This is a genomic window from Martelella sp. FOR1707 (assembly GCF_053484265.1).
Genome location: NZ_JBAKFP010000005.1, coordinates 69,957 through 90,179, shown reverse-complemented (window position 1 = coordinate 90,179; position 20,223 = coordinate 69,957). Strand labels below are relative to the sequence as shown.

The 20,223-nt window shown below is 63.1% G+C and carries 17 protein-coding genes; 11 read left to right on the top strand and 6 right to left on the bottom strand.

The window, feature by feature from the left end; translation table 11 throughout:
- Entirely contained in the window at nucleotides 1-693 is a 693-nt protein-coding gene (locus V6765_RS14675; protein ID WP_448430026.1) for an RES family NAD+ phosphorylase, read from the top strand.
- A gap of 101 nt (nucleotides 694-794) precedes the next feature.
- Here the strand turns inward: V6765_RS14675 and gyrB are convergent, their stop codons facing one another.
- Nucleotides 795-3,230: a DNA topoisomerase (ATP-hydrolyzing) subunit B gene (gene gyrB, locus V6765_RS14670; protein ID WP_448430024.1), complete on the bottom strand. Its 2,436-nt coding sequence runs from the start codon at nucleotides 3,228-3,230 to the stop codon at nucleotides 795-797.
- Between the two features lie 472 nt (nucleotides 3,231-3,702).
- Between gyrB and osmF the strand changes: the two genes are divergently transcribed.
- The 4 genes from osmF (at nucleotide 3,703) to V6765_RS14650 (ending at nucleotide 7,811) form a co-directional block, all read left to right on the top strand.
- Entirely contained in the window at nucleotides 3,703-4,620 is a 918-nt protein-coding gene (osmF, locus tag V6765_RS14665; protein ID WP_448430022.1) for a glycine betaine ABC transporter substrate-binding protein OsmF, read from the top strand.
- 328 nt (nucleotides 4,621-4,948) lie between these two features.
- Complete coding sequence (locus tag V6765_RS14660; RefSeq protein WP_448430020.1) at nucleotides 4,949-6,139, top strand: ABC transporter permease; 1,191 nt, start codon at nucleotides 4,949-4,951, stop codon at nucleotides 6,137-6,139.
- Nucleotides 6,136-7,074 (top strand): ABC transporter ATP-binding protein, encoded by a 939-nt coding sequence (locus V6765_RS14655; RefSeq protein ID WP_448430018.1) that lies wholly within the window; start codon nucleotides 6,136-6,138, stop codon nucleotides 7,072-7,074. The genes V6765_RS14660 and V6765_RS14655 overlap by 4 nt, the downstream gene beginning before the upstream one ends.
- Before the next feature lie 8 nt (nucleotides 7,075-7,082).
- On the top strand, nucleotides 7,083-7,811 hold the full coding sequence (locus V6765_RS14650) for an ABC transporter permease (RefSeq protein ID WP_448430910.1): 729 nt from the start codon (nucleotides 7,083-7,085) through the stop codon (nucleotides 7,809-7,811).
- 243 nt (nucleotides 7,812-8,054) lie between these two features.
- On the opposite strand, the gene V6765_RS14645 is transcribed toward V6765_RS14650, so the two are convergent.
- A complete protein-coding gene (locus V6765_RS14645; protein WP_448430016.1) occupies nucleotides 8,055-8,831 on the bottom strand; it encodes a pyrroline-5-carboxylate reductase in 777 nt (258 codons plus the stop codon).
- A gap of 139 nt (nucleotides 8,832-8,970) precedes the next feature.
- The gene (acs, locus tag V6765_RS14640) at nucleotides 8,971-10,929 is read right to left on the bottom strand and encodes an acetate--CoA ligase (RefSeq protein ID WP_448430014.1); all 1,959 of its coding nucleotides are present in this window, start codon (nucleotides 10,927-10,929) and stop codon (nucleotides 8,971-8,973) included.
- Between the two features lie 303 nt (nucleotides 10,930-11,232).
- Here acs and V6765_RS14635 point away from each other — a divergent pair, with 303 nt between their 5' ends.
- The gene (locus V6765_RS14635; protein ID WP_448430012.1) at nucleotides 11,233-11,931 is read left to right on the top strand and encodes a DUF1013 domain-containing protein; all 699 of its coding nucleotides are present in this window, start codon (nucleotides 11,233-11,235) and stop codon (nucleotides 11,929-11,931) included.
- A 90-nt stretch (nucleotides 11,932-12,021) separates the two neighbouring features.
- Here V6765_RS14635 and V6765_RS14630 read toward each other — a convergent pair whose 3' ends face one another.
- Nucleotides 12,022-12,396 carry a winged helix-turn-helix transcriptional regulator gene (locus V6765_RS14630; RefSeq protein ID WP_448430010.1) on the bottom strand — a complete coding sequence of 125 codons (375 nt, stop codon included), beginning with the start codon at nucleotides 12,394-12,396 and terminating at the stop codon, nucleotides 12,022-12,024.
- 110 nt (nucleotides 12,397-12,506) lie between these two features.
- On the opposite strand from V6765_RS14630, the gene V6765_RS14625 reads away from it, so the two are divergent.
- Entirely contained in the window at nucleotides 12,507-13,637 is a 1,131-nt protein-coding gene (locus V6765_RS14625) for an NADH:flavin oxidoreductase (RefSeq protein ID WP_448430008.1), read from the top strand.
- A gap of 75 nt (nucleotides 13,638-13,712) precedes the next feature.
- Nucleotides 13,713-13,934, top strand: coding sequence for a DUF1413 domain-containing protein (locus V6765_RS14620; RefSeq protein ID WP_448430006.1), 222 nt, complete (start codon nucleotides 13,713-13,715; stop codon nucleotides 13,932-13,934).
- A 6-nt stretch (nucleotides 13,935-13,940) separates the two neighbouring features.
- On the opposite strand, the gene V6765_RS14615 is transcribed toward V6765_RS14620, so the two are convergent.
- A complete protein-coding gene (locus tag V6765_RS14615) occupies nucleotides 13,941-14,606 on the bottom strand; it encodes a YggS family pyridoxal phosphate-dependent enzyme (protein WP_448430004.1) in 666 nt (221 codons plus the stop codon).
- Nucleotides 14,607-14,771: 165 nt separating this feature from the next.
- On the opposite strand from V6765_RS14615, the gene leuS reads away from it, so the two are divergent.
- The 3 genes from leuS to holA are packed head-to-tail and all read left to right on the top strand — an operon-like array spanning nucleotide 14,772 to nucleotide 18,996.
- A complete protein-coding gene (gene leuS / locus V6765_RS14610; protein ID WP_448430002.1) occupies nucleotides 14,772-17,396 on the top strand; it encodes a leucine--tRNA ligase in 2,625 nt (874 codons plus the stop codon).
- Complete coding sequence (locus tag V6765_RS14605; RefSeq protein ID WP_448430000.1) at nucleotides 17,383-17,943, top strand: hypothetical protein; 561 nt, start codon at nucleotides 17,383-17,385, stop codon at nucleotides 17,941-17,943. Before leuS ends, V6765_RS14605 begins: the two co-directional genes overlap by 14 nt.
- Before the next feature lie 12 nt (nucleotides 17,944-17,955).
- Nucleotides 17,956-18,996: a DNA polymerase III subunit delta gene (holA, locus tag V6765_RS14600; protein ID WP_448429998.1), complete on the top strand. Its 1,041-nt coding sequence runs from the start codon at nucleotides 17,956-17,958 to the stop codon at nucleotides 18,994-18,996.
- Nucleotides 18,997-19,346: 350 nt separating this feature from the next.
- Here the strand turns inward: holA and V6765_RS14595 are convergent, their stop codons facing one another.
- Nucleotides 19,347-20,219 carry a ParB/RepB/Spo0J family partition protein gene (locus V6765_RS14595; protein ID WP_448429996.1) on the bottom strand — a complete coding sequence of 291 codons (873 nt, stop codon included), beginning with the start codon at nucleotides 20,217-20,219 and terminating at the stop codon, nucleotides 19,347-19,349.
- Nucleotides 20,220-20,223: the final 4 nt, after the last annotated feature.

The window sequence follows — 20,223 nt, the reverse complement described above, 5'->3', positions numbered from 1 at the left end:
GTGCGATGGGCGAAGACGCATCGGATCATCCGCTCCCGGTTCCCGCCGATCGATCTCTTTGAGGATATCGCCGATCCTGCCGACTGGGACGCGATCCTGTCGGCGGAGGCCAAGACCAATCCGCGCGTCAGCGAGAGCGTTGGCATGCTCGATCTGGTGCCGCCCGAGCGGCGGGTTGCCGGCGACGGGGCATCGTGGGCGATGGCGCCCTTTGTGCATATCTCGACGGATCGTCCGAGCAGGTACAGCGACGGATCTTTCGGCGTCTATTATGCCGGCGACCGGATCGAGGTCGCGCTGTTTGAAACAATGCATCACCACGCCAATTTCATGGCCGCGACCAGACAGCGCCCCGGATGGACCTCGGACTTCAGGGAACTTGTCGGTTCCGTTGATGCCGATCTCCGCGATGTCGCCGACCGCATGCGGTTCGCCGATCTCTACGACCCCGACGATTATCAGCGGCCGCAGGCGCTTGGCGCGCGTCTACGCGGCCAAAACGCCGACGGGATTGTCTATCGCAGCGTCCGCTATCCAGACGGATTGGCGATCGCGTTGTTCTGGCCGGATATCGCCGGAATTCCAAAACAGGGCCGGCATTTCTCGTATTACTGGGATGGCGAAAAGGTCAGCCAGGTCAAGAACCCCGGCTCGGGCGAGGTGTTTTCCGTGGTCGCCGACGCAGGCTCCTGAAACGCCATTCGGGAAGGAAATCGTAACGGCCTCCCTCGCCTTTTCCAAAAGATGATCAGGCCGTCAGGGGAAGAAATCACTCTTCCCCTCTCGTCCGGCCGTCAGATATCGAGGTTTGCCACCGAGAGCGCGTTGTCCTGGATGAAGTCGCGGCGGGGTTCCACCTCGTCGCCCATCAGGCGCGAGAACAGACCGTCGGCGCTGGTGGCGTCGTTGACCTTGACCTGCAGCAGCGAGCGGACATTGGGGTCCATGGTGGTTTCCCAGAGCTGCTCGGCGTTCATTTCGCCAAGGCCCTTGTAGCGCTGCATGGTCAGGCCCTTGCGGCCGGCCTCGAACACGGCTTCCAGCATGGCGCGCGGGCCGTAGATCGTGAGATCGCCATTCTTGCGCTTCAGGAGCGGCGGCTTCTCATAGACCTCGAACAGGCGCTTCTGGAGCTGGTCGATATAGCGGGCATCGGCCGAGCCGATCAGGCCCATGTCGATATTGGCGACTTCCTTGACGCCGCGCACCGTGCGCTCGAAGCGCAGACCGCCGTCCTCGCGCACGAAGCCTTCCCAGCCGCGCTCGGTTTCTTCCGCGATCATGTCGAGTCGGGCGGCGATATCGGCGGCAAGCCTTGTCGCCTCTGCCGGGTCGGTGACCCGCTCGGCATTGAGCGCGCCGGCAATCGCCGCCTGCTCCACCACGGCGCGGTCATAGCGCGAATGGATGCCTTCCATCAGGTTGCGCATGCGGATCGCATCGACGATCGCCTGTCTGAGGTCCGGTCCTGCGCGCACCTCGCCGGTGCCGAGCTCCAGCGACGCATCCTCGAGGCCCTGGTCGATCAGGTAATCCTCGAGCGCCTGTTCGTTCTTCAGATACTGCACCGACTTGCCGCGCGTGACCTTGTAGAGCGGCGGCTGGGCGATATAGAGATGGCCGCGCTCGATCAGCTCCGGCATCTGCCGGAAGAAGAAGGTGAGCAGCAGGGTGCGGATATGCGCGCCGTCGACGTCAGCATCCGTCATGATGATGATCTTGTGATAGCGGAGCTTGTCCGGATTGTACTCGTCCTTGCCAATGCCGGTGCCGAGCGCCGTAATCAGCGTGCCGATTTCCTGGCTCGACAGCATCTTGTCGAAACGCGCGCGTTCGACGTTCAGGATCTTGCCCCTGAGCGGCAGGATCGCCTGGGTCTCGCGCGAACGGCCCTGCTTGGCCGAACCGCCAGCGGAATCACCCTCCACCAGCACCAGTTCGGATTTCGCCGGATCGCGGTTGGAACAATCGGCGAGCTTGCCGGGCAGCGAGGCGATATCGAGCGCGCCCTTGCGCCGCGTCAGTTCGCGCGCGCGGCGTGCGGCCTCGCGGGCGGTCGCGGCCTCGGCGATCTTGGTGACGAGAATGCGGGCTTCGTTCGGGTGCTCCTCCAGCCATTGGCCGAGCGCGTCGTTGACGCAGCTTTCGACCACGGGACGCACTTCGGAGGAGACCAGCTTGTCCTTGGTCTGTGACGAGAATTTCGGGTCCGGCACCTTCACCGAGAGCACGGCCGTCAGGCCCTCGCGGCAGTCTTCGCCGGAAAGCGTCACCTTCTCGCGCTTCAGGATGCCGGACGTGTCGGCATAGGACACCATCTGCCGGGTCAGCGCGCCGCGGAAACCCGCCATATGGGTGCCGCCGTCGCGCTGGGGAATGTTGTTGGTGAAGCAGAGCACATTTTCGTGGTAGCTGTCGTTCCACCACATCGCGACCTCGACGGTGATCCCGTCCTTCTCGGTGGAAATCGCGATCGGTTCGCTCACCAGCGGCTTCTTGGCGCGGTCGAGATAGGCGACGAAGGCGGCCAGCCCGCCATCATAATGCATTTCCTTGGAGACCGGCTCGGCATGGCGGTTGTCGGTCAGAAGAATGCGCACGCCGGAATTCAGGAAGGCGAGCTCGTGCAGGCGCTTTTCCAGCGTGTCATAGTCGAACTCCACCATGGTGAAGGTTTCGGAGCTCGGCATGAAGGTGAGCTCGGTGCCCGTCTCATCGCCGGCATCGCCGATCACTTCCAGCGGTTTGTCGGCCACGCCGTGGGTAAACGAAATCTCGTGCAGCTTGCCGTTGCGCTTGATCTTCAGCTTCAGCCAGACCGACAGCGCGTTGACCACCGAAACGCCCACGCCGTGCAGGCCGCCGGAGACCTTATACGAGTTCTGGTCGAACTTGCCGCCGGCATGGAGCTGGGTCATGATCACTTCGGCCGCCGAGATGCCCTCGCCGGTGTGAATGTCGGTCGGAATCCCGCGGCCATTGTCGGTCACCGAGACCGAACCGTCGGGATTGAGCGTCACGGTCACCAGATCGGCATGACCCGCCAGCGCCTCGTCGATCGCGTTATCGACCACCTCATAGACCATGTGGTGCAGCCCGGAGCCGTCATCGGTATCGCCGATATACATGCCCGGCCGCTTGCGCACGGCATCCAGCCCCTTGAGAACCTTGATCGAATCAGCGCCGTATTCGGCGGGAACGCCGACGGCAATTTCTGGGGTTTCGCTCATAAACAGGTCTTTCCAAACGTGTTGGAGTGTGGGCGCAAAACATTGGCGCCGAATCACTGCCGTTTTCAGGCACCGATCCTAGGGGAAAAGCCCTTTTCACTCAAATCGATGGGGCCTCTTTTACAGTCAAATTGGGGATAAGCCCAGCCCGTTTCAATGGCGGGCGCTCGCAAGTGGGGCGGGACGCAAAAATCGCTGATCCCGAAACGGGATATTTCCGGCGGGCGGGGGCGCGGCCAGATAATTCTTGTGTATGCTATCGTTATAAACCGGCGGCGCACTATCTGAAAGTGGGGTCGCCATTCACCATCGCCCCCGGACAATGCCGGGCGGTGGCGAAGCGGCAGCTTCCTTGCCGGTCGCCAAAGATGCGGCCGGACGAATTTTTCGCGGCTGCGCCGTTTGCGGGGTGAGGACCCCAAGGCGCGGCAACCGGCCCGGGACGGGCCGTTCCTAGAGAGAGGGAACCGATATGAACCGACTTCTCACCCTGACCGGCGCACTGGCGATCGCAGCCTTCGCCGCCGCCCAGACCGCCGCGGCAGCGCCCGTGGTCGTCTCCTCCAAGATCGACACCGAGGGCGGCGTGCTGGGCAACATCATCCTCCAGACGCTACAGGCCAACGATATTCCGACAGAAAACAAGATCCAGCTCGGCGCCACGCCGATCGTGCGTCAGGCGATCACCGAAGGCCAGATCGACATCTATCCGGAATATACCGGCAATGCCGCCTTCTTCTACAACAAGGCCGCCCTGCCGGTATGGAAGAATGCCGAGGAAGGCTATGAAGAGGCGAAGAAGCTCGATTACGACGCCGAGAAGATCGTGTGGCTGACCCCGGCCAACGCCAACAACACCTGGGCGATCGCGATCCGCAAGGAAATCGCCGATGATAACAATCTGACCGACCTTTCCGAACTCGGCAAATACATCGCCGATGGCGGCGACATCAAGCTCGCGGCTTCCTCCGAATTCGTGACCTCGCCTTCGGCGCTGCCGGCCTTCGAAAAGGCCTATGACTTCCACCTTGATTCCGACCAGCTGATCACGCTTTCCGGCGGAGATACCGCGGCAACGATCGCGGCCGCCGCCAAGCAGACCTCCGGCGCCAATGCCGCCATGGTCTACGGCACCGATGGCGGCATCGCGCCCTCCGGCCTGAAGGTGATGGACGACGACAAGGGCGTGCAGCCGGTCTACCTGCCGACCCCGATCATCCGCGAGGCGCGCCTTGAGGAATATCCGCAGATCGCCGAGATCCTGAAACCGGTCTTCGAGGCGCTCGACCTTGAAACCCTGCAGGACCTCAACGGCCGCGTCCAGGTCGGCGGCGAGCCGGCCGATGCGGTTGCCAAGGAGTTCCTGACGCTGAACGGGTTCGTGAAGTAAGGTCGGGGTTTTGACCTAACCGTAAGGCCCCCAATAATCTCCCCCACACGGGCAGGGGTATCGCAGCTTGCTCCCAGTACTCTCTCCCGCTTGCGGGAGAGATGCCCCGAAAGGGGCAGTGAGGGTGAAGCAGCATTTCAAGTTGTGAGGGCGTTCGCGGTGAAAGTCTCCCCCCCTCACTGTCGCTTTCGCGACATCTCTCCCCTCCGGGGCGAGAAGATTGGGGGGCTATGCGACGATGTCATATGCCATAGCCCTGCCCGCAAGGGGAGAGATTGTTTGGAGCAAGATCGCCCCGCTTCAACGGAACAACGACCTAAGGCAGAACATGTCAGCCATCACCGAGACAGAGACGAGCGCGACCGGAAGGCTCGATAAGCTTGGCGTCATCGTTGCGGCGATCGCGCTTGCCGGTCTGTTTCTCCAACCCTTCGCGCTGTCGCGCGCAAACCGCATCGTGTCCGCCGAGGGCGTCATGCTCTGGGCGGCGATGCCGATGGCGCAGGCGATCGCGCTGATCGCCTTTTTGATGGCCGTGGTTGCCGTCATTCTGCTGAAAACCCCGGTAAACCTCCGGCTGGCTGCCGCGGTGGCCGCGATTGCGGTGCTGGCGCTGATGGTCGGGCGCGCCGGCTACTACCTGATGCCGGACGACAATCCCTATGCCCGCGTTTCGCCGGGCGGCGGGTTCTGGATCATGCTCTTTGCGTTTTCGATCGCGATGGCCGATGCGATCGTGCGCAAACAGCTCTCGCCGCTCGCCAGAATCATCTTTCTGCTCGCCGCCATTGCCGCGATTGGGGCGCTGCTGTGGTCGGGGGCGTGGAACGAGCTTTCGATCATCAAGGAATATGAAAACCGCGCCGCCGCCTTCTGGCGCGAGGGCCGCATTCACGTGGCGCTCGCCTTCGGATCGCTCGCGGCTGCCACGGTTATCGGCATTCCCATCGGCATATTGTGCTTTCGAACGCCGCCGGTGCGCGCCAGCATTCTGAACGCCCTGAACGTGTTGCAGACCATTCCCTCGATTGCGCTGTTCGGGCTTCTGATCGCGCCGCTGGCCTGGATCGGCCGCACCGTGCCGGGGGCCGCAGCGCTCGGCATTGCCGGGATCGGCTTTGCGCCTGCGATCGTGGCGCTGTTTGCCTATTCGCTGCTGCCGGTGGTCTCCAACACGGTCGCCGGCCTCGACAGCGTGCCGCGTGACGCCCGCGACGCCGCGCGCGGCATGGGCATGACCGGCCCGCAACTGCTGTTCCAGATCGAGCTGCCGCTCGCTTTTCCGGTGATCCTCACCGGCATCCGCATCGTGCTGGTGCAGAATATCGGGCTCGCCGTGATCGCCGGCCTGATCGGCGGCGGCGGCTTCGGCACCTTCGTATTCCAGGGCATCGGCCAGACCGCCACCGACCTCGTGCTGCTCGGCGCGCTGCCGGTGGTCGGCATGGCCTTTGCCGCAGCCATCATCCTCGACGCCCTCGTTGAAGTCAGCCAGAAGAAAAGGGTCCGCCGCCCATGATTGAGATCGATGCCGTCACCAAGGTCTATGGCGAGGCGCGGGCCGTGGACAATGTCTCGCTCACCGTCGAGCGCGGCGAACTCGCGGCCATCGTCGGCACGTCCGGCTCCGGCAAGACCACGCTGATGCGGATGATCAACCGGCTCGTGGAACCCACATCCGGCACGATCCGAATCGATGGCCGCGACAATCGCGACCTGCCGGCCTATGAGCTCAGGCGCGGCATCGGCTACGCGATCCAGGGCCACGGCCTGTTTCCGCATCGCTCGGTCGCCGAAAACATCGCCACCGTGCCGAAACTGCTCGGCTGGGACCGCAAGAAGCGCGACGAGCGCGTCGACGAGCTGCTGTCGCTCTTCAACCTCGAGCCCGAGCTTTATCGCGACCGCATGCCGCAGGAGCTTTCCGGCGGCCAGAAGCAGCGTATCGGCGTCGCCCGGGCGCTTGCCGCCGAGCCGGCGCTGCTGTTGATGGACGAACCCTTCGGCGCGCTCGACCCGATCATCCGCGCCAAGGCGCAGGAGGACCTGCTCAAGATCCAGCGGCAGTTCTCGACCACCGTGGTGCTGGTCACCCACGACATGGACGAGGCGATCCTGCTCGGCCACCGGATCGGCGTGATGCACGAGGGCAAGCTTTTGCAATATGCGCCGCCCGCCGAAATCATTGCCCATCCGGCCTCCGATTTCGTCAATGAACTGCTCGGCACCGGCGACAAGGCCTTCCGCATGCTGTCGCTGACGGCGGCGTCGAAAATGGTGGAGGAAGGCCCGGCCGAAGGTCCCCCCATCGCCGATACCGCGAGCCTGAGAGATGCGCTGGCGCAGATCCTCTGGTCCGGACGCGATGCCGTGCCGGTCGAACGCGACGGGGCCATCATCGGCCGCATTACCCGCGAAAGGCTGTTGCAGCGGGCGGAAGGTCCGGCTTCATGAAGCTTGCGATGCTGATAAGGCTGGCGCTTCTGGCGCTGCTCGTGACCTTCATCGTCACGCCCGAGACCTTCGCGCCGGTGTTCGCGCCGTTCACGCAGAACAACGCGCCGGCGATCTACACTCAATCCAGCATATTGTCGCTGACGCTCAGCCACCTTGCGCTGGTGGGGCTCGCAACGCTCGCCGCGACGCTGTTTTCGGTCAGCCTCGCCATCGTCGTCACCCGGCCCTTCGGCGTCGAGTTCCTGCCGCTGTCGCGCTCGATCGCCAATATCGGCCAGACCTTTCCGCCGGTCGCCGTGCTGGCGCTGGCCGTGCCGATCTTCGGCTTCGGGCCGATCCCGACGCTGATCGCGCTGTTTCTCTACGGTCTGCTGCCGATCTTCGAAAACGCGCTGACGGGGCTCACCAACCTGCCGGGCAATGTCTCGGAGGCCGCGCGCGGCGCGGGCATGACGGGATGGCAGCGGCTGGCGCAGGTGGAATTTCCGCTGGCCTTCCCCGTAATCCTCGCCGGCATAAGGCTATCGGTGGTGATTTCGCTGGCGACGGCCACCATCGGCTCGACGGTGGCGGCCAAGACGCTGGGCGAGGTCATCATCGCCGGGCTGTTGTCCAACAACACCGCCTTCGTGCTGCAGGGCGGCCTCGTGGTCGGCGTGCTGGCGCTTCTGATCCATGACGGCCTTGTCATGGTCGAACGCGCCATGGCACGGCGGACGGGTCGGCAGGCGTGAGGGGATACAACCCTGCGCTGCTGACAGAGCAACAAGCCTTGACCATCATCTGTCATCGAGCCTCATTCTTGGGTCATGCTCGGGCTTGACCCGAGCATCCAGGCGGCTTACGCAATTGAATTTGCGACGATTTTCAACGTCGCTGCCGGGCGGCCTGGATCCTCGTGTCAAGCACGTGGATGACTCTGAGTGTGGGGTGACGTCTCTCAGAAAAATGGCGTCCCGCGGCCCCTGCCCTGTTCTTCAGGATTTCGCGTCCTCGAACCGCTGCCATATGCCGTCCAGCGCCTTCGACAGCGCGCGATAGACGCCTTCCTCCTTCAGATGCGCCAGCACCTGTTCGTTGGTGCCGCCTCGGGTGGCGGATTCCCTGGTGAGGTCGGCGAAGGAATGCTCCGGCGCGTTCTTCGCGGTGGCGGCAAGGGCGTAGAACACCGCGCCGGAAAACTCCCGCGCCTTGTCGGTGGGCACATTCTTGGCCGCCAGCCAGTCGGCGATCGTCTCGTAATAGGCGAACGCGCCGGCAAGGGTCGCGGTGGCGACGCAGAGCGCCTGATATTCCTCTGCCGTTTCAACCGCGACCGGGGTGCCGAGCGGTTCGAACAGGTCCACCACCTCCTGATGCACCGGATGGATCGGCGTCGGACCGCCATGGAAGGCGACGGCGGGCAGCGGCGTGACCAGCGTGACCTTCTGCGCCGGGGCCGTCAGCTTTTCGATCTGCTCAACGCCATAGGTCGCCATGAACGAGACGACATGATGGGCCGGGCCGAATTTCAGGCCTTCGAGAATGCCCACGGCATCCTGCGGGCGCAGCGCGAGGCAGACCATCTCCGCCCCGTCGATGACATCCTGATTGCTGCCCGCGACCGCGACGTTGTCGAAGCGTTCGGCGAGGTCGCGCGCGATCGCCTCATTGCGCGGCGAAACGAGGATTGCGGGCTTCTCGCCCTCGACCGTGGACAGGCCGGTCACCACGGCCCGGGTGATTTCGCCGGTTCCGATAAACCCGATCGTCATGGCGGTCTCCTTTGCTGTTCGACGCCAACATAGAAAGCGCGCACCGGTTTGGAAACGCCCGGGAGGAAAAAGAAAGGCCGCCGGATGGTGCCGGCGGCCAGGTTTTCTCAACGGCCCCACGATGAGGCCAATTGCGGCCTCAGGCCGCCTTCGACTTGTTCTGGCGGTTTTCGATCAGGTCGTCGACCACGCCCGGATCGGCGAGGGTCGAGGTGTCGCCGAGCGCGCCGAAATCGTCCTCGGCGATCTTTCGCAGGATGCGGCGCATGATCTTGCCGGAGCGGGTCTTGGGCAGGCCGGGAGCGAACTGGATCTTGTCGGGGGTGGCAATCGGGCCGATTTCCGAGCGCACCCACTTGATCAGCTCCTGACGCAGAGCCTCGTCGCCCTCGTGGTCGCTCATCAGGCTGACATAGCAGTAGATCCCCTGCCCCTTGACCGGATGCGGATAGCCGACCACGGCGGCCTCCGAGACGAAATGGTGCGAGACCAGCGCGCTTTCGATTTCCGCCGTGCCGAGCCGGTGGCCGGAGACGTTGAGCACGTCATCGACGCGGCCGGTGATCCAGTAATAGCCGTCCTCGTCGCGCCGGCAGCCGTCGCCGGTGAAATACTTGCCCTTGTAGGTGGAGAAATAGGTCTGGATGAAGCGGTTGTGGTCGCCATAGACCGAACGCGCCTGCCCCGGCCAGCTATCGATGATGCAGAGGTTGCCGTCGGCCGTACCTTCCAGCACCTGGCCTTCATTATCTACAAGCTGCGGCTGGATGCCGAAGAACGGCGTGGTGGCCGAGCCGGGCTTCAGGGCGGTCGCGCCCGGGAACGGCGTGATCATCATGCCGCCGGTCTCGGTCTGCCACCAGGTATCGACAATCGGGCAGCGCTCCTCGCCGACGACGCGGTAATACCATTCCCAGGCTTCCGGATTGATCGGCTCGCCAACCGAGCCCAGCAGGCGCAGGCTTTCACGCGAGGATTTTTTCACAAGATCGTCGCCGGCGCCCATCAGCGCGCGGATCGCGGTCGGCGCGGTATAGAGGATATTGACCTGATGCTTGTCGACCACCTCCCAGAAGCGGCCGGCATCCGGGAAGGTCGGCACGCCCTCGAACATCAGCGTGGTCGCGCCGTTGGCGAGCGGGCCGTAGACGATGTAGGAATGGCCGGTGACCCAGCCGACATCGGCCGCGCACCAGAAGATCTCGCCCTCGCGATAATCGAACACATATTCGTGCGTCATCGAGGTCCAGACGAGATAGCCGCCGGTGGTGTGCAGCACGCCCTTGGGCTTGCCGGTGGAGCCCGAGGTATAGAGAATGAACAGCGGGTCCTCCGCCTTCATCTTGACAGGCGGGCAATCACCCTTGACGGTCTTGATCTCCTCGTGATGCCAGAGGTCGCGGCCGCGCGCCCAGCCGACCTTGCCGCCGGTGCGGCGGATGCACAGCACATGGTTGACCATGACATACTGCTTGGCGGCGATATCAATGGCGAGGTCGACATTTTCCTTGAGCTGGATCGGCTTGCCGCCACGCACGCCCTGGTCGCAGGTGATCACGAAAGTGCTCTCGCAATCGACGATGCGCCCGGCCAGCGCCTCCGGCGAGAAGCCGGCGAACACCACCGAGTGGATCGCGCCGATGCGCGCGCAGGCGAGCATCGCGTAGGCGGCTTCCGGCACCATCGGCATGTAGATCGTCACCCGGTCGCCCTTCTTGACGCCATGCTTCTTCATCACGTTCGCCATGCGGCAGACCTGATCGTAAAGCTGGTTATAGGTGATCTTCTTGTCGATATAGGGGTTGTCGCCTTCCCAGATGATCGCGGTTTCCTCGCCGCGGGTCTTCAGGTGGCGATCGATACAGTTGTAGGAGACGTTGGTCTGGCCATCCTCGAACCACTTGATCGAGACGCGACCCTTGAACGAGGTGTTCTTGACCTTGGTATAAGGCTTGAACCAGTCGATCCGGCGGCCGTGGCGGTCCCAGAAGATCTCCGGCTCCTCGACGCTTTCCTTGTACCACTTTTCATATTTCGCAGCGTCGATCTTTGCGCGCGCGCTGGCCGATTTCGGCACGGGATAGGTTTTTGACGACATCGTTTCCTCCTAACGGCAATTCCACGAGAACCGCTTAACCGGGCGGAATTGCGACACAATCAATAGATGGAGCGTTTTCGCGTTTCAAAGAAAGGCGGAAAGGCTCAAAAAACCGGGGCTCCTCCATTGATTCCCATTCATACAGCCTGATTTTGCGAGTTCAATAAGACATTGGTCAATTGCCGCCGGATCAATTGCAATTGCGACATTTTGCCGTTATATGAACGCCCATGTTTTCCCGGAAATAGTGGCAAAGACCCACGGACCGCGACACCGGCGCGGACGATAGAAGGACTATATCCAATGGCGCAAAAGCTGCTCATGCCCAAGGCGACTGCCGTATGGCTCGTGGACAACACGGCCTTGTCGTTCGACCAGATCGCCGAATTGTGCGCTCTGCATCCGCTGGAAGTAAAGGCGATCGCCGACGGCGAATCCGCACAGGGCATCAAGGGCCTCGACCCGATCTCCACCGGCCAGCTCTCCCGCGACGAGATCGAGCGCGCGGAAAAGAACCCGAACCACAAGCTGAAGCTTTCCGAGCCCAAGGTGCGGGTGCCGGAATCCAAGCGCAAGGGCCCGCGCTACACGCCGGTCTCCAAGCGTCAGGACCGTCCGAACGCCATCCTCTGGCTGGTGCGCAACCATCCGGAACTGAAGGATGCGCAGATCTCCCGCCTCGTCGGCACCACCAAGTCGACAATCGAGCAGATCCGCAACCGGACCCACTGGAACGCGGCCAATCTCGTGCCGATGGACCCGGTGACGCTCGGCCTTTGCAGCCAGATCGATCTCGACCTCGAAGTCAGCAAGTCCGCCAAGGACCGGCCCCTGCCGTCTGCCGACGAGATGGACAATGCGACGCTCGCCTCCGCTCAGGACACCGAGAACCTCGGTTCGGACGACGACAAGGGCATGTCCGCCGACGAAGTGTTCTCCCGCTTCGCCTCGCTCGGCAATTCGGTCAAGGATGACGACGAGAACGAAGACGACGACCGGTAAGGCATTTCCGGCTGCGGCCGCATCACTGCGGAACGATCGAGGGGGCGAAAGCCCCCTTTTGCTTTTGGGCGGTTGTCGGAGACTGGTCGTTCAGGCCGCGCGTCCATCGAATGCGGCTTGGGCGCGGGTGATTTCGTCGCCGTTTTCCTCGGTCCAGGTGTAGAGCGCGATGACATGGGCGCGCAGCGACTGACCGAGCGCCGTCAATTCATACTCCACGCCGACGGGCGAGGTCGGCAGCACCTTGCGATTGACGACGCCATTGCGCTCGAGCTTGCGCAGCGTGTCGGTCAGCGCTTTTTGGCTGATGCCCTCGAGCTGCTTCTTGATCGCGTTGAACCGGTGGGGGCCGTAGCCGAGCATGGTCAGAACCATGATCGACCATTTGCCGGAAATCTGGTCGAGTATCTTCCGGTTGATGCAATCCACCTGGAATTTCGGGCAGTGGGACGGATCATGCGTCACGGGGTCACCTCATCTATACCTAGGCAAATGATAATGCCTTATTGACACTAAGTCCATAATTTATACCTATGTCGCCACAAGTCCTCCCAAGGCTGCAAAGGAAATCCGAAATGTCAAACTCTGCCAATGAGGCCCTGTTCCGGCCCTTCAAACTCAAATCGCTCGAATTGAAGAACCGGATCGTGATGGCGCCGATGACGCGCGGCTTTTCGCCCGACGGCGTACCCGGCCAGAACGTCGCCGATTACTACCGCCGCCGCGCCGAGGGCGATGTCGGCCTGATCCTCTCCGAAGGCACGGTCATCGACCGCCCCTACTCCAAGAACCTGCCCGGCATTCCGGATTTCCACGGCGAGAAATCGCTCGCGGGCTGGAAAAACGTGATCGACACCGTCCATGCCGCCGGCGGCAAGATGGGGCCCCAGATCTGGCACGTCGCCAACACCATTGCCTCCGCCGACTATCCGCCGAACCCGGACGAGACCGAAAGCCCGTCCGGCTTCGTCAAGCCTGGCGAGAAGCGCGGCCACGCCATGAGCGAGGAGGACATCGCCGATACGATTGCCGCCTTTGCGAAAGCAGCGGCGGATGCCGAGCGGCTCGGCTTCGATGTCGTCGAGATCCACGGGGCGCACGGCTATCTTATCGACCAGTTCTTCTGGCAGGGCCTGAACCTGCGCGATGACCGCTGGGGCGGCGAGACCATCACCGAGCGCGCCCGGTTCGGCGCGGAAGTGGTCAAGGCCGTGCGTGAGGCGGTTTCCGACGACATGCCGGTGATCATCCGCCTCAGCCAGTGGAAGCAGCAGGACTACAATGCCCGCATCGCCACCACGCCGGACGAGATGGCCGAATGGCTGCAGCCGCTGGTGGATGCCGGCGCGGATATGCTGCATTGCTCGCAGCGCCGTTTCTGGGAACCGGAGTTTCCGGAGATCGACGGCGAAGAAGGGCTGAATTTCGCCGGCTGGGCCAAGAAGCTCACCGGTGTTCCGACGATTTCCGTCGGCTCGGTCGGGCTCAACGGCGCCGATTTCCTCGGCTGGTTCGGCGGCGCGGAGGCGAATGCGAAAACGCCCGATCTCGACCGACTTACCCGCCGCATGGAACGCGACGAGTTCGACCTGATCGCCGTCGGCCGCGCCCTGATCGCCGATCCGGAATGGGTGAAGAAGATCGAGGGCGGCGAGACCGAAACGCTCAGCACGTTTTCACGTGAAACATTGGGCGCGCTGGTCTGAGCCCTCCCTTTCATGCATCCGCCCGGAAAACCGCCAGCCGATTTTCCGGGCACTTCCAACGCAACTGCAAAAGCCATGCTTGACGAAGAAGACATCAGAAGCCGGCTGCTGGGGCTTGAGCCCGGCGAGTTTCACTTTCCCGCGCTTTATGGCGAGGGCTGGGACCGGCTTTATATCGGCGACAAGGTGAAGATCGGGCGGGAATTCCTGAATGCCGTGCGCAAGGGCAAATTCCCCGGCGTGGAGGATACCGGCCGCAAGAAGGGCGGCGGCCGGGTCTATCTCAAGCGCGGCTAAGGGCTCTCAGTCGGAATAGTCGCGCTCGCCGAAGATCGCCGATCCAACGCGCACGCTGGTGGCGCCGAAGGCAATCGCGATCTCGTAATCGCCGGACATGCCCATCGAGAGTTTCTGAATGCTGTTCTCGATCGCGAGATCGTGCAGCAGCGCGAAATGCGGTCCGGGGTTTTCACCGGCCGGCGGGATGCACATCAGGCCTTCGATCGCGAGGCCGAGCTCATCGCGGCAGAGCGCGAGAAAGGCTTCCGTTTCGCGCGGGTCGATACCGGCCTTTTGCGGTTCATTACCGGTGTTGACCTGAACATAGAGGCGTGGCGCCCTGCCCTGCTTTTGAATTTCCTTTGCCAGCGCTCGGGCAATCTTTTCGCGGTCGACGGTCTCGATCACGTCAAACAGCTTGACCGCGTCCTCGGCCTTGTTGGATTGCAGCGGCCCAATGAGGTGCAGCTCGATATCCGGCGTCTCCTGCTTCAGCGCCGGCCATTTCTTCTGCGCCTCCTGCACCCGATTTTCGCCGAAGACCCGCTGCCCGGCTTCGATGGCAGGGCGGATGGCGTCGGCGTCATGGGTTTTGGAGACGGCGACCAGGGTGACGCCCGTGCGCTCGGCCTCGTGTTCGGCGGCCCTGATCCGCCCCAGCACCTCTTCCAGATTGTCGCGCACGCCCATATCGTCACACCTCACATTGCCATTGCGGCGTCACCATATGGCAAAGGCATCCGGCGAGGCAACGCCGGCGGGCCCATTTCCGGGCCGTTTTGCTTGACGCTGAAGCGCTTTCATGGTGAAGCTCACCGCCAAAATCCCCAAGAAAAAGAACCGAGCAAATCCGACATGGCATCCGAACGTTACAATCCGCGCAAAGTCGAACCCCAGTGGCAGGCACGCTGGAATGACGAGAACGTCTTCGTCACCGACAATGCCGACCCGCGCGAGACCTATTACGTGCTCGAAATGTTTCCCTATCCCTCGGGACGCATTCATATCGGCCATGTCCGCAACTATGCCATGGGCGATGTCGTGGCCCGCTACAAGCGCGCCCGCGGCTTCAACGTGCTGCACCCGATGGGCTGGGACGCCTTCGGGATGCCGGCGGAAAACGCCGCAATGCAGAACAAGGTCCACCCCAAGGACTGGACCTACGAGAACATAGCGACTATGCGCGGCCAGCTGAAATCCATGGGCCTGTCGCTGGACTGGACCCGTGAATTCGCGACCTGCGACGTCGAATATTACCAGCGCCAGCAGCATCTGTTCCTCGACATGCTGGAAAAGGGCCTGGTCTACCGCAAACAGTCCAAGGTGAACTGGGATCCGGTCGACATGACCGTGCTTGCGAACGAGCAGGTGATCGAGGGCCGCGGCTGGCGTTCGGGCGCGCTGGTCGAACAGCGCGAGTTGACGCAGTGGTTCTTCAAGATCACCGATTTTGCCCAGGAGCTGCTGAACGCGCTCGACACGCTCGACCACTGGCCGGAAAAGGTCCGGCTGATGCAGAAGAACTGGATCGGCCGTTCGGAAGGCATGATGGTGCGCTGGGACATCGCCAACGGCAGCGCCATGGACGACGTCACCGTCTACACCACCCGCCCCGACACGATCTTCGGCGCATCCTTCCTGGCGATTTCCGCCGACCATCCGCTGGCGAAGGAGGCCGCGAAGCACAACGACAAGGTCGCCGCCTTCTGCGAGGAGACGCGCCGCGCCGGAACATCGGTGGCCGCGCTCGAGACCGCCGAGAAGAAGGGCATCGACACCGGCATAACCGTGCGCCATCCCTTCGACGAGAACTGGGAGCTGCCGGTCTATGTCGCCAATTTCGTATTGATGGATTACGGCACGGGCGCGATCTTCGGTTGCCCGGCCGGCGACCAGCGCGACCTGGACTTCGCCCGTAAATATGACCTGCCCGTCACCCCGATCGTGATGCCGAAGGATGGCGATGCGGCGACATTCGCGATCGGCGACGAGGCCTATACCGATGACGGCGTGATGATTAATTCGCGCTTCCTTGACGGCATGAGCACCACGGAAGCCTTTGAAGCGATTGCGCAAAAGCTGGAAGCCGAGACCGTACGCGGTGCACCGCGCGGCGAACGCAAGGTCAATTTCCGCCTGCGCGACTGGGGCATCTCGCGCCAGCGCTATTGGGGCTGCCCGATCCCGGTGATCCATTGCGCCGATTGCGGCGTGGTGCCCGTACCGAAGGCCGACCTGCCGGTGAAGCTGCCGGACGACATCGATTTCGAAAAGCCCGGCAACCCGCTCGACCGCCACCCGACCTGGCGGGATGTCGCCTGCCCGTGCTGCGGCAAGGCCGCGCGCCGGGAAACCGATACGATGGACACATTCGTGGATTCGAGCTGGTACTACACCCGCTTCACCGCGCCGCGCGAGGACGCGCCGACGGACCCGGCCGTTGCCGACCGCTGGCTGCCGGTCGACCAGTATATCGGCGGCATCGAGCACGCGATCCTGCACCTGCTCTATTCGCGCTTCTTCACCCGGGCCATGAAGGCGACCGGCCACGTGAACCATGATGAGCCGTTCAAGGGTCTGTTCACGCAAGGGATGGTGGTGCACGAGACCTATCGTCTCGGCGGCAGCGGCACGTCGGGCAGCTGGGTTTCTCCGACCGATGTGCGGATCGAGGAAACCGACGGCGCCCGCAAGGCCTATATGCTGGAAACCGGCGCGGAAGTGACGATCGGCTCGATCGAGAAAATGTCGAAGTCGAAGAAGAACGTCATCGATCCGGATGATATTCTGGCGACCTATGGCGCCGATACCGCCCGCTTCTTCGTGCTCTCCGACAGCCCGCCCGACCGCGACGTGGTCTGGACCGAGGCCGGCGTGCAGGGCACGTTCCGTTTCGTGCAGCGCATCTGGCGGCTGATTTCCGAGGCGGCTCCTGCCCTTGCCGGCGTCGAGGCGAAAGCTGGCGCGGACGGCAAGGCGCTGGAGGTTTCCCGCGCGGCTCACAAGACGCTGAAGGCCGTGGCTGCGGATATCGAGGCGCTGGCCTTCAACAAGGCGATCGCGCGGATCTACGAACTGGTCAACGTGCTGGCCGCACCGCTGACGGAAGCCGCCGAAGGCAAGGCCGATGCGCAAATGCTCGGCGCGCTGAAGGAGGCGAGCCTGTTCCTGACCCATTGTTTTGCACCGATGATGCCGCATCTTGCCGAAGAATGCTGGAAGGCGCTCGGCGGTGAGGGTATGATCGCCATGGCCGCATGGCCGGCCTTTGATGCCGGGCTGACGGCCGACAATGAAATCACCCTGCCGGTGCAGGTGAACGGCAAGAAGCGCGGCGAACTGACCGTTGCCCGCGACGCCGATCAGGACAGCATCAAGGCTGCGGTGATGGAACTGGAAGCCGTGACGCGCGCGCTGGAAGGCAAAACGCCGAAAAAAGTGATCGTCGTGCCGCAAAGGATCGTGAATGTTGTTGTCTGACCGCCTTTTCCGCACCGCCCTGCCGGCAGCGGCCCTTGCCGCGCTGATGGCGCTTTCCGCCTGCCAGGTCCGCCCGCTCTATGGCGGCGCGGAGGGCACGGCGCTGAATGCCAAGATGCATCAGCTCGCCTTCAACACGCCGACCACGCCGGTGGCGCAATATGTGCTGAACGACCTGATCTTCATGACCGCCGGCGGGCTCGGCGAAAGCGCCGATCCGAAATATGACGTCAATGTCTCGGCCTTTGCGATTACATCCGAAGTTCTGGTTGACGATTCCTCCGATACCGCGAGCGCGGGCCGCACCATCGTGACGGCGGATTATTCGCTGCGCCGCCGCTCCGACAGCAAGCTTCTGGCCTCGGGCCGCCGCAAGGCGATTGCGCTTGTCGATTTCCCGTCGCAGGAATTCGCGCGTCTGCGCGCCATCCGCGATGCCGAGCAGCGGGCCTCGAACGAAGTGGCCGAGATCATCAATGCCGATCTCGCCATTGCGCTCAACAAGGAGCCTCCGGAGGTTCTGCCGCCCGCCCCTGCCCCGCAATAGACAAGGGCCCCGATGACCGAGATAAAATCCCACCAGTTTGACGGCTTCCTGCGCCAGGATGCCCGCAAATATCGGGTTTTTCTGATCTACGGGCCGGATCGCGGCCTTGTGAGCGAACGCGCCGCGCTGATCGCCAAGGGCACCGGCGTACCCCTGGATGATGCCTTCGCGGTGATGAAGCTCGACAGCGGTGATGTCGACGCCGGCCGGATCATGGACGAGATGGGAGCGATCGGCCTGTTTGGCGGGGAGCGGCTCGTCTGGGTGCGCGCCGGCGGCAATGACAAGGCGCTGGCGGATGTGCTGAAAATGCTGGGCGAGAGCCCGCCCGAAAGCGCCTCGCTGATTATCGAGGCCGGCGAGCTGCGCAAGGGCACGGCGATGCGCAAGGCGGCGGAAAGTGCCCGCTCCATCGCGGCCATACCCTGCTACGCCGACGACGCCCGCGCGCTTAACGCATTGATTGACCAGGCTTTATCCGATGCTTCGCTTAGGATAACCCCGCCAGCGCGGCAATTGCTGTTGTCGCTGATTGGCGGCGATCGGTTGGCGACCCGCAACGAGATAGACAAGCTTGTACTTTATGGCCGGGGCCTCGATGTGATCACCGAGGAGCACGTCGCCGCCGTGATCGGCGATGCCAGCGCGATTTCCGCCGATGATGCGGTGGATGCCGTGCTTTCCGGCGATATGGCGGCGCTGCGCCACGCCATGGCCAAGACGGCGCAATCAAAAACACCGATTTTTCTGATCCTCAATGGCTGTATCCGCCAGTTTCACCTGCTCGACCAGATGCGCGCCGAAATGGAAAGCAAGCGCCTGCCCGCAAGCCAGGTGATGCAGACCCACGGGCGGCACATCTTCTTCAAGCGCAAGCCGATCTTCGAACGCGCGCTCGGCGCCTGGAACAGCGCCGCGACTGCCCGGGCGCTCAGGCTGTTGGCCGATACCGTGCTGAAGACACGCCAACATCCCGAGCTTGAGGAAAGCATTGCGATGCAGACCCTGCTTTCGCTCTCGCTGCGGTCAAACCGGGCGGCAACGCGGGCGTGACGTTTGGAAGGCGGGGAGCGGAATGTGCCTTCTGTTGAAGCCAAGGTTATCGCATACGGCGTAGCAGCTTGCTCCCATTACTCTCTCCCGCTGGCGGGAGAGATGCCCCGAGAGGGGCAGTGAGGGTGGCGCGGCGTTTCCACATGCGAGGCGTTCGCGGGGATGGATTCCCCCCTCACTGTCGCTTTCGCGACATCTCTCCCCTCCGGGGCGAGAAGATTGGGGGGCTATGCGATATAGTGCTGAAGAGCGGCCTTCTTGCCCGAACAACTCCTATTGGGCGTCATTAGGCGGGTGCAATCCAGACCTTCTTTCAGTCCTTTGAATTTCAATGAAAAAATTGTGTCATATCAATTTGGCGTGCGATCCAGACGGCGGCACAGATCGTCGAGCTGATCCAGCGTCTTGTAGCTGATCCGGATCTGCCCGCCGTTGGGTTTGTGATCGATCACGACCGACAGTCCGAGCCGATCAGAGAGCGTCTGCTCCAGCGCCAGCGTATCGGCGTCCTTCTGACGCGGTGCCCGATTGCTCTGGCCACCGCCCTCAATCGCCTTCTGCGCCAGCTTTTCGGCATCGCGCACCGAAAGACCCCGTTCGACGATGGTGCGGGCAAGGCTTGCCGGGTCGGGCGTAGAGATCAACGCGCGGGCGTGGCCAGCCGACAAAGCGCCTTCGGCCAGCATTGTCTGCACCCCTTCGGGCAGCTTCAGCAGCCGCAAACTGTTGGCAACATGGCTGCGGCTTTTGCCGATAATGTCGCCGAGATCGTTCTGGGTATAGCCGTGCTCGGCGATCAGCAGTTCATAGCCATTGGCCTCTTCCAGCGGGTTGAGGTCGGCGCGCTGGACATTCTCGACGATGGCGATCTCCAGCGCCGTGCGGTCGTCGACGTCGCGGATCAGCGCCGGAACATCGGCGAGGCCCGCAAGCTGCGCCGCGCGCCAGCGGCGTTCGCCGGCGATGATTTCGTAGCGTTGTGCGCCAATGGTGCGCACCACGACCGGCTGGACGATGCCGTGCTGGCGGACGGAGGCGGCGAGATCCCGCAGATCCGCCTCCTCGAAATGGCGGCGCGGGTTGCGCGGGTTGCGGGTGATGAACTCGATCGGAATCCGGCGATCGGCCGTCACCGGAGCACTGGCTTCTTCGGGCTTTTCGATATCGCCGATCAGGGCGGCGAGACCGCGGCCGAGACGCCGTTTGGAACTGTCATCACTCATCGCA